Genomic DNA, 8,659 nt, shown 5'->3' on the forward strand with positions numbered 1-8,659 from the left:
CGTTAGAAAATCTTATGATGCTTAATCGGAATAAGATCGAAGATGATGTAAAAAAGCAAGCAATAGCATATATGCGGAAGTATTACCATGGATAAATTAGATTTCCAATTAAATGTAATGTTTGCTGGGTCATTAGGATTTTTATATTTAATGATGGTTCATATATGAGGAGTGATTGGATGGAAAAGATACAAGTTACGCAAAAACAAGCTGACTGGTTAGAAAGATATGAATTAACTCAAGAACAGATAGACCACTATATCAATATTCAGCCTTATAAAAAAAGACCGGATAGTCCTATTGTTGATTGGGATGCAGCTAAATTAGCACGTGCACTATATGTCGGCTACGAGGTTATACCTCAATACAAGGTTGGGGATTGGGTTGTTTATGTACCTGATAATTCCATTTGGGAAATAACAAAAGACACTTATAACGATGGTACTCATATCAACTTAATGAATGGCAATGAAATCATGAATGTTGTGAGTGCTAATCATTTACGACACGCCACACCAGAAGAAATCCAACAAGAAAAGAAACGTCGGTTTTGGGAGAGATTAGGGCGTGAGGTTGATGAGTATAGACAGGGAGACATTGTAACAACAGGTTTTGGTAACTACACATCTATAACTAAATTAGAAATGAATAAGAAGAGTGTTTATTTTGATGGTCCAGAAGCAGAGCGTTCATTTGATGAAATCTACCTAGTTGCCCCAGAAGAACAGAGAATGGATAAGTAAAGGGGCTGTCATTATGGACCATCCCGATATAACAAGAACACTACGCACGGGGTATCCAAAACCTCAAAAACGATTAGAGGACAAGCCTGGTGAGTATTGGGACCCCATTGAGTGGTTTAAAGAAATGGAAAAGAAAAATAGTCCTCNCAAATGAATTTAGATCAGGCTATCGAATTGTCGAAGAAAGTTAGAGAGGCATATGATGAAGGTTATTTGGATTTAAACGCTTCTACCCTTAGGTTAGAAATTCATTTAAACAACGAAAAATTTAACGAATTGTCCGAGGGTAGAGAAGTTTTTATAGGTGGTTTCAGTAAAATAACGAACGAACGTTATTTTAAATATGAAGGTTACAAATTCTTTAATCTTGTTGAAAGGAATGGTGATTCAAATGAATAAATTACAGTCTAATTTAAATCAATATTTAGAAGAACAGGAACGGACGGAACAGGAATCTTTTGAGGTGACAGACGATTCAAGTGCCAATTGGGCGTTAAGGAAAATAAAACAAGCGCAACAGAAACAAATCGAAGCTAACGCTTTGGCAACAGAGGAACAAGACAAGATTGAAGCTTGGTATCAGTCCGAAAAAGAAAAAGCGCAACGTGATATAGATTATTTCCAAGGTTTGCTCGCTCGTTATGCTATCAAAAAGAGAGAAGAAGACCCTAAATTCAAATCTCAAAAACTACCAAATGGACGCATTAATTTTGTGAAAAAGCAACCAAAATATAATTACGACGATAAAGCTGTTGTTGAATTTCTTAAGAACAATAATCGTACTGATTTAATCAGAGTAAAGGAAGAACCAAGTAAATCGGATATAAAAAAGGCTTTTGTGGTAAATGAGGACAAGCTTATTGATCCAGACACAGGCGAAGTAGTGGATGGCGTAACCATAGAACATCTTGAGGATGAATTTAAAGTTGAGGTGGATAAGGAATGAGAGGGTCAAGGAGTAACTTAGGAGGTCATTATGCCGGTACAGGTATGAACCATTGGGAAGAATCAGAAGATAATTACACGAATCATAAAGTGCATGTCAGATTAGAAAACGATTATGAATCAATGGAATCAGAAGAATTTGACAAACTTTGTGAAGCATTATCTGGGGAGGTTAAAACCTATAAAAAAGGTGAGGTGATTAAGGGTGAGTGATGAAACTCTGGTGCAAAAGTTGATACACGTCCAAAAGGAATTAAAAGCACCTAAGGGGCAATTTAATGAATTTGGAAATTACAATTACAGGTCAGCAGAGGACATTTTAGAAGCTGTGAAGCCGTTTAATGCAGAAAAGGGGTTATTGCTTACGTTGACAGATGAACCGTTACTGGTTGGCGAATGGCACTATATTAAGGCCGCTGCATCTATCACTGATGGTAAAGATACGCACACGGTTACGGCATATGCCAGGGAATCAGAATCAAAAAAAGGGATGGATCATTCGCAAATAACTGGTACAGCGTCTTCTTACGCAAGGAAATACGCTCTGAACGGATTATACCTTATTGATGACACGAAAGATGCAGATACAGACGAATACCAAAACCAGAACAACCAGAATAGTCAACCAAACAATAAAAACTTGTCAGAAGCCCAAGTCAAAAGGTTATTCGCAATCGGTAAATCAGTCCAAGTAACTGCTGCTGATATCAAAAAAGTAATTATGAATGATTACAACAAAACAGATGTGTCACTGCTAACGAAAAAAGAATATGACGAGGTTTGCAGCAGGTTGGAAAGCAAAAAAAGGGTCTTAACATAGGAGGGATTGGATGCCGCCTGTACCTAAGCCGAATCATAAGCGTAGAAAGCCGAAAAGAGGTCAATTGAGCAAGATTACACCTAAAGTGCGAGAAGAAGTAAATCATCGTTCAGGCGGTCAATGTGAACGATGCGGGACATATCAAGCATATGCATTTGAACACGCTCATCTTGTACAAGCTTCTCAAGGTGGTAGAGGGGACGAACCTTGGAATGTAGCCTTGCTTTGTGGTCCATCCGTTAACTCTGGCACTTGTCACAACTTCGCTGATTACACCAAAGAGGGGAGAGATTGGCGATTATCTAAAAGAAAGGAGCTAATGGAATACTATGGTGTATCCAGTCAAGACGAGGGTTATATTACCTAAAATGTTGTGGACTGCTGCAGAGGATGAAGAACACCTTAAACAACTGGTAAACAGCTATATGGTCCGATATAAAGATTATCGTGTTGTAGAAATCGGAAAATATTTTGCTATATGCGAAAGGGGATAAAAAATGAGTAAAGATTTAGTCTATATCAAAAATAAAGAGGTAGTAACAGACAGTTTGACAATCTCAGAAGTGTTTAATAAAAATCACAAAGATGTTTTAAGGGACGTCAGAAATCTAGAATGCAGCGACGATTTTTCACAGCGCAATTTTGCGCCGTCAAATTATGAAGTAAGAGGTAAGGAATACCCGGTTTATTATATTACGCAAGATGGATTTTCATTCTTGGTTATGGGATACACAGGCAAGAAAGCTGCCGAATTTAAAGAAAAGTACATTACAGAGTTCCGACGTATGGAAAAGAAACTAAATGAGCCCAGAATATTAAGTGAAAAAGAACAACTGGAAGCATCTATGAAACTTACATTAGAAGCTTCTAAAGAAATTAATGAAGTAAAAGAGAAGGTTACTAGCTTAGAAGAAAGATTTGATAATGAGCTTACCTTAAATCATGGACAAGCTACTGCTGTAAATCATTCTGTTAAAAGACGTGTAGAAAGGTTATATAACGATGGGGTTATGGGGCCATTGGAAACAAAACGACAAATGTATTCTAATATTCACAGTAATTTAAGAAGGGCATTCCAAGCTCCAACCTATCGAGAGATAAAAAGACAAGACTTTGAAGAAGCCGTTGCATGGATTGAAGCATGGAGGCCAATGTAAGGGGTGGTGCTGCAACACCATTCCCTCTCATTCAAATAGTTATTTATAACATTATATCAGATTTGGACAAGAATATTCCAATTAATTTTAAGAAGGTGACAAAATGCACAAAAGTTATTATGCGATTATTCCTGCAAATATTCGATATGACAGTACCTTACCACCAAATGCAAAGCTATTATACGGAGAAATCACAGCACTATGTAACGAAAAAGGATATTGCTGGGCTAGTGATTCTTATTTCGCAGAACTATATAAAGTAAATAAAAGCACCATCCAAAGGTGGTTCAAACAACTAGAAGATGGTGGTTATATATCGAGAACCGTCGTTTATGAAGAGGGTACACTCAAAATTAAGCATAGGTACACCTATTTATGCGAATACCCTATACCTAAAAATGAGGGTACCCCTATACGCAAAAATGAGGGAGATAATAATACAGTTATTAATACTACATTTAATAATACAAAAGATATACCTTATGTCGAGATAATAAATTATCTCAACGATGCAACTGGAAAGAAATATCGATCATCTACCAATAAAACAAAAACAACTATAAAAGCTCGTTGGAATGAAGGATTTAGATTGGATGATTTTAAAAAGGTGATAGATACCAAAACAACAGAGTGGAAGAGCGATGCTAAGATGAGCCAATACCTGAGACCGGAAACACTCTTTGGTAATAAATTTGAGGGTTATCTAAACCAACAGGCTGAACAACAACCTCCTGACCCATACGACCAATTATTTTAGGTGGTGCTTATGAAATCAATAAAAGACTTAGACATTATGAAAGCACAAGGTATACAGCAAATAGGCTCTCGAACTTGTGAGGTGTGCAATAGTAAAGTCCCTATTTACGATCGTAAAGGAGAGCGTCACAGCATTTGTTTGACCTGTGAGAACAATAAGCTAGCCAAACAACAAAAAGACGGATATGAGCCTTTAAAACGGCGAGAAATGGCAAACAAAGCTAGGGTTGTTAGTTATATACCGCAAGAACTTGAACACGTTACCTTTAATGATTATGTACCAAAGACTGAAGCACAAACGCAAGCTATGAATCTAGTACAAGAGTTAATACAAGGGAAACACCTTGCGATTGTGCTTCAAGGAGACCCAGGAACAGGAAAATCACATTTATTCAGATGTGCTGCAAGAGAATTGGCTAAACAGAAGGTTACCTGGACTGAAAAAGATTGGGAAGGTAAAGTAAAGAATTTTGAAGTTAATAAAATCGTTGTATTCGCTAAAGTCCCCGAGCTTATGAAGATTATACAAAGCACTTATAAAGGGCGAACAGACTTAACTGAAACAATCATCCTAGAAACTATTGCGAATGCTGACGTGCTGATTTTGGATGAAATAGCAGGGGAACGATCAAAGACAGATAACGGATTTGAAACATGGTCTGGTGATATAACTTATCAAATATTAGATAGCCGACAAGGCAAATGTAACCTATACAACTTAAATTACAGTAGCGCTGAGGTAAAAAAGAAATATGGTGAAACACACGGTAAACGGATTCTAAGCAGAATGGCATCTGGTGCGAAGATTCTCCAGGTTAAAGGGCCAGACCATCGAATGAAAGGACTGATGTAAATGAACATTGGATTTACGATAATGGGCAGCTTGCCCACGATGAATGAAATTATTGCAGCAAGTAAGAAGCACCATATGCAATATGCAAACATGAAGAAAGATTTTACTACTCTTGTCATGATACATGTTAAAGAGTTACCGAAAGTTAATAAAGCAAATTTTGAGATTACCTGGTACTGCCAAGACAAGCGAAAAAATAAAGATAATATCATGGCTGGACAGAAATTCATTTTCGATGGACTTGTTAAAGCTGGTGTCATCACAAATGACGGATGGCAACAAATCGGGGATGTTTCACACAAATTCGAGGTCGATAAATCAAAACCTCGCATTGAAGTCATTATCAAGGTGATTGAGTAATGGAGCTGCAGAATGTAATACAAATGATGATGCAAGCCAGTCGTCGCATTGAAAAGGCAACTGTAGAAATCCACAAGATGGCTCGTGAAAAAGCTGAGACAGAGTATGAATATAGGCAAGCACTATCCGTAGAAATCATGAAACTAAAAGCAGACGGATTACAAGCAACCCTTATACCTGATGTAGCCAGAGGCAATGTAGCTGATTTAAAGTTATCTCGTGATTTGGCTGATGGTAAATATAAAAGTGCTGTTGAATCTTTAAGAGCATTGCAAAGTGAACTAAATGGATTACAAACCATATCAAAATATCAGTCAGAGGTGTGAAGTGAAAATTAGATTTGTTATTAACGAACGTAGGAAAAATGTAAAAAGTAATTTCAAACCTAAATTATCGAAGTATTGGCAAAAAACATTTTATGATTTGTTTAGGAATTGGGAATGAACGGAAGAGTTTGAACGGAAGGTTGCGAACAGCACAATACTATAAGTCGCAATTCGAGGATAGAGAGGTCTTTGAAATCGTCGGTCATACTAAGGGATTTGAAGTTTTGAAGAATGACCTAAAAAGATTATTGGAGGAGTCATTATGAAAAAGCGACTAAAAAAGAAAGTGTTAAAACAGATGGCGGTGAAAGTTGAACGTGCAAGAGATAATAATGTGCTAGCAAAACCATCTGAAATAGAGGATCGGGTTATAGAAAGCATCTTCGCAAGAGAATTAGGGTTGTTTCGCACGAAAGAATTTGAAGCCGGCACGCTTTATGAAGGTAACTTTATTGAAAGGTTTACTGCAAAAATAAAAGAAATCCACCAGATGTTGACCCCAGAAGGATTACGGGAGCAAGCAAAACGATTGTAGGAGGAATGAGCAATGACCACAAAAGAAGACCGTTTAAAAGCAGTTAATACAATCATTCAAGAAATCGCTAACAGAGGACGTGGGTTTTTTCGTGAAGAATGCAAAAAAGAATCTTTCTTTTTCTTTACAGGAACTGAAAGGAAACGTCTTTGGTTTTGGGATAAACGAGCAGGGAAAGTAAATCCTTATCAATTGTATAACCAATGCTCAGAAGGCGGTACGTTATGGGCGTTGATTAAGGATTTTAAAGAATTTATTTTGACAGGAAAATACACCAACGGAAACAACGGATATGGCGGTTTGTACTGTCCGCATTGGGCATACCCAGAAGAAGATATGCAGGCGATTAGAGAAAAAGCTAAACAAGTCGGTTATTTGAAAGGGGAATGAGCATGTTTATTGAAGTGACTTACTGTACCACTGGAAGAAGAACGTTGGTAAATATCGATAAATTAGAGATTGTAACTCAAGACAAAAACGGAAACGTGAAGTTGTTTTGGGGACAAGAAGATTACGTTGCTGTTGAAGAAACCTATGAAGATATCAAAATGAAGTTAGCATTGGCAGGTAAGTTGAAATGAACATGAAATCAGTAATGATATTTGACCCAAACGATACGGACGAGCAGACAGTAACAAAATTCATGAACTGGATGCGTGACAATCATAGTGCTGTTGGGGATAGAAATGTTCCCAACGCACAGGAGACGCAAGAATATCTTAGGAGGTACACCGGATGAAAGAGATATACAGAGGCTACAACGATACGGAAGTGGTGGAATTAGGCGTTAATATTGAATGTCCGCATTGTGGAAGGGAATGGATGGAAGATGGATTAACCGAATGTGGAGAAACTTATGAAATTACTTGTGATGATGAATTTGAAGATGGTTGTGGCAAAACATTTCAAATGCATTTTGATGCTAATTAGGAGGTATGCGTGATGCGGGATGTATTGTTTCGAGGAAAAGCGAGATTGTCCACTGAGGAATTAGATGAACTTGAGATAACACACGAAAATGGTTGGGTGTTCGGAAATTATATCGAAAATGGATTCTCTCCTTATATTGTCGGCGATTTGGCTGATGTAGGCAATGATTACATTGCTCATGAATGGTGGGTTGAAGTAATCCCGGAATCGGTTGGGCAATGGACAGGGAAAAAGGGAATTTTTGAAGGAGACCTAGTCAAATACAAGCGACGCAATTTAGATCAAGCGTTTGGAATAAATGACGGTCCGACGTACAAGGAAATAACAAGAGAAATTGAGTGGTCGGAAGATGGATTTAATGTTCCTAAAGGATTTATAAGAGATTTGAAAGTTATCGGTAAAGCTTTTGAAAACCCAGAATTATTAGAAGGTGCAACCAATGGGAGTAGTTAAGTTCAAAACGTCTGGTAAGCATGTGCCACTTATTCCATTGAACGGAGATAATGAATTTATTTTTGAGGACTTGGAACTTGTGTTTCTGCCAGGACAACTTGATCGAATTGCTCTGGCATGGAATAACTGGCAAACCATTGAACAGATAGCTGAAAGAGAAGAACGGAGAGAAATTGAAATTTTGTTAGCTTTAATACATTTAGCAGATAAAGAACAAATCACTAGACCACTAGCTTTTATTCCTAAGCGTATTTAGGGAATACGAAGCTCTGGTGAAGAGATTAATAGATTCGAGACTAAATATATACAAAGATGTTAAAACGTCTCAGAAATGGCTTATTTTGATTGGAGGGGTGAATAATGCCAGAAAAAGATTCAACAAGAATAACAATTGAGAATGGGCAGGAGACAACGATTTAAAAGTCACTGATGAGCAAATAGAGGAATTGGTAGAAGCCTTATGGATATTGGAGGGATAGCGTGAAACGAAAGATATTAGATGCTGGATTGGCTGTTTTATTATCTGGAGCGCTTATAGCCATGATTTACATGGGTTACACGGTTAGAGGAGTACACGCAGAGAACCAACAGTTAAAGCATATAAACGCCGAATTACAGCTTGAGTATTACAAGATGCAGATACAACGAGACGAAGCGGTAGATGCTGTGTGGCATGACAATAATAGCAAGATGATGGAGGGTGAGGGAGATTGAAGTCCATCGAATTATTCGCAGGAATTGGAGGAATCAGCCTCGCTGCAGAATGGGCTGGCATTGAAAC

19 protein-coding genes are annotated in these 8,659 nt (G+C 37.6%); all 19 read left to right on the forward strand.

All coding sequences use genetic code 11. The features are described 5' to 3' along the window. The first annotated feature begins 179 nt into the window (after positions 1-179). The 19 genes from IEX29_RS26055 to IEX29_RS26145 all read left to right on the forward strand — a co-directional run bounded on the left by IEX29_RS26055 (position 180) and on the right by IEX29_RS26145 (position 8,592). A complete protein-coding gene (locus IEX29_RS26055; protein ID WP_188738736.1) occupies positions 180-743 on the forward strand; it encodes a hypothetical protein in 564 nt (187 codons plus the stop codon). Between the two features lie 150 nt (positions 744-893). Continuing rightward, on the forward strand, positions 894-1,142 hold the full coding sequence (locus tag IEX29_RS26060; RefSeq protein WP_188738737.1) for a hypothetical protein: 249 nt from the start codon (positions 894-896) through the stop codon (positions 1,140-1,142). Beyond that, complete coding sequence (locus IEX29_RS26065; RefSeq protein ID WP_188738739.1) at positions 1,135-1,689, forward strand: host-nuclease inhibitor Gam family protein; 555 nt, start codon at positions 1,135-1,137, stop codon at positions 1,687-1,689. The genes IEX29_RS26060 and IEX29_RS26065 overlap by 8 nt, the downstream gene beginning before the upstream one ends. Continuing rightward, positions 1,686-1,901: a hypothetical protein gene (locus IEX29_RS26070; RefSeq protein ID WP_188738741.1), complete on the forward strand. Its 216-nt coding sequence runs from the start codon at positions 1,686-1,688 to the stop codon at positions 1,899-1,901. The genes IEX29_RS26065 and IEX29_RS26070 overlap by 4 nt, the downstream gene beginning before the upstream one ends. Beyond that, on the forward strand, positions 1,894-2,508 hold the full coding sequence (locus IEX29_RS26075) for an ERF family protein (protein WP_188738744.1): 615 nt from the start codon (positions 1,894-1,896) through the stop codon (positions 2,506-2,508). Before IEX29_RS26070 ends, IEX29_RS26075 begins: the two co-directional genes overlap by 8 nt. A 10-nt stretch (positions 2,509-2,518) precedes the next feature. After that, positions 2,519-2,875 carry an HNH endonuclease gene (locus IEX29_RS26080; protein WP_188738746.1) on the forward strand — a complete coding sequence of 119 codons (357 nt, stop codon included), beginning with the start codon at positions 2,519-2,521 and terminating at the stop codon, positions 2,873-2,875. Positions 2,876-3,005: 130 nt separating this feature from the next. Then, positions 3,006-3,665, forward strand: a complete 660-nt coding sequence (locus IEX29_RS26085) for a Rha family transcriptional regulator (RefSeq protein WP_188738748.1) — start codon at positions 3,006-3,008, stop codon at positions 3,663-3,665. A 103-nt stretch (positions 3,666-3,768) separates the two neighbouring features. After that, complete coding sequence (locus IEX29_RS26090; RefSeq protein WP_188738750.1) at positions 3,769-4,422, forward strand: conserved phage C-terminal domain-containing protein; 654 nt, start codon at positions 3,769-3,771, stop codon at positions 4,420-4,422. Positions 4,423-4,431: 9 nt separating this feature from the next. Next, entirely contained in the window at positions 4,432-5,274 is an 843-nt protein-coding gene (locus tag IEX29_RS26095; protein ID WP_188738752.1) for a P-loop NTPase family protein, read from the forward strand. Between the two features lie 39 nt (positions 5,275-5,313). Then, a complete protein-coding gene (locus tag IEX29_RS26100; RefSeq protein WP_229720407.1) occupies positions 5,314-5,634 on the forward strand; it encodes a RusA family crossover junction endodeoxyribonuclease in 321 nt (106 codons plus the stop codon). Continuing rightward, the gene (locus tag IEX29_RS26105) at positions 5,634-5,960 is read left to right on the forward strand and encodes a hypothetical protein (protein ID WP_188738753.1); all 327 of its coding nucleotides are present in this window, start codon (positions 5,634-5,636) and stop codon (positions 5,958-5,960) included. The genes IEX29_RS26100 and IEX29_RS26105 overlap by 1 nt, the downstream gene beginning before the upstream one ends. Positions 5,961-6,222: 262 nt before the next feature. Next, positions 6,223-6,495 carry a hypothetical protein gene (locus tag IEX29_RS26110; RefSeq protein WP_188738755.1) on the forward strand — a complete coding sequence of 91 codons (273 nt, stop codon included), beginning with the start codon at positions 6,223-6,225 and terminating at the stop codon, positions 6,493-6,495. Between the two features lie 12 nt (positions 6,496-6,507). Then, complete coding sequence (locus IEX29_RS26945) at positions 6,508-6,885, forward strand: YoqU family phage-derived protein (RefSeq protein WP_229720408.1); 378 nt, start codon at positions 6,508-6,510, stop codon at positions 6,883-6,885. A gap of 2 nt (positions 6,886-6,887) precedes the next feature. After that, positions 6,888-7,076 carry a hypothetical protein gene (locus tag IEX29_RS26120; protein WP_188738757.1) on the forward strand — a complete coding sequence of 63 codons (189 nt, stop codon included), beginning with the start codon at positions 6,888-6,890 and terminating at the stop codon, positions 7,074-7,076. After that, positions 7,073-7,234 (forward strand): hypothetical protein, encoded by a 162-nt coding sequence (locus tag IEX29_RS26125; protein WP_188738759.1) that lies wholly within the window; start codon positions 7,073-7,075, stop codon positions 7,232-7,234. Before IEX29_RS26120 ends, IEX29_RS26125 begins: the two co-directional genes overlap by 4 nt. Next, a complete protein-coding gene (locus IEX29_RS26130; RefSeq protein ID WP_188738761.1) occupies positions 7,231-7,425 on the forward strand; it encodes a hypothetical protein in 195 nt (64 codons plus the stop codon). The genes IEX29_RS26125 and IEX29_RS26130 overlap by 4 nt, the downstream gene beginning before the upstream one ends. 12 nt (positions 7,426-7,437) lie before the next feature. Then, positions 7,438-7,878, forward strand: a complete 441-nt coding sequence (locus tag IEX29_RS26135) for a YopX family protein (RefSeq protein ID WP_188738763.1) — start codon at positions 7,438-7,440, stop codon at positions 7,876-7,878. Continuing rightward, complete coding sequence (locus IEX29_RS26140; RefSeq protein WP_188738765.1) at positions 7,865-8,134, forward strand: hypothetical protein; 270 nt, start codon at positions 7,865-7,867, stop codon at positions 8,132-8,134. Before IEX29_RS26135 ends, IEX29_RS26140 begins: the two co-directional genes overlap by 14 nt. A 224-nt stretch (positions 8,135-8,358) precedes the next feature. Then, complete coding sequence (locus tag IEX29_RS26145) at positions 8,359-8,592, forward strand: hypothetical protein (protein WP_188738767.1); 234 nt, start codon at positions 8,359-8,361, stop codon at positions 8,590-8,592. Positions 8,593-8,659: the final 67 nt, after the last annotated feature.

This window comes from Oceanobacillus neutriphilus (assembly GCF_014645515.1).
GTDB lineage: Bacteria > Bacillota > Bacilli > Bacillales > Amphibacillaceae > Oceanobacillus > Oceanobacillus neutriphilus.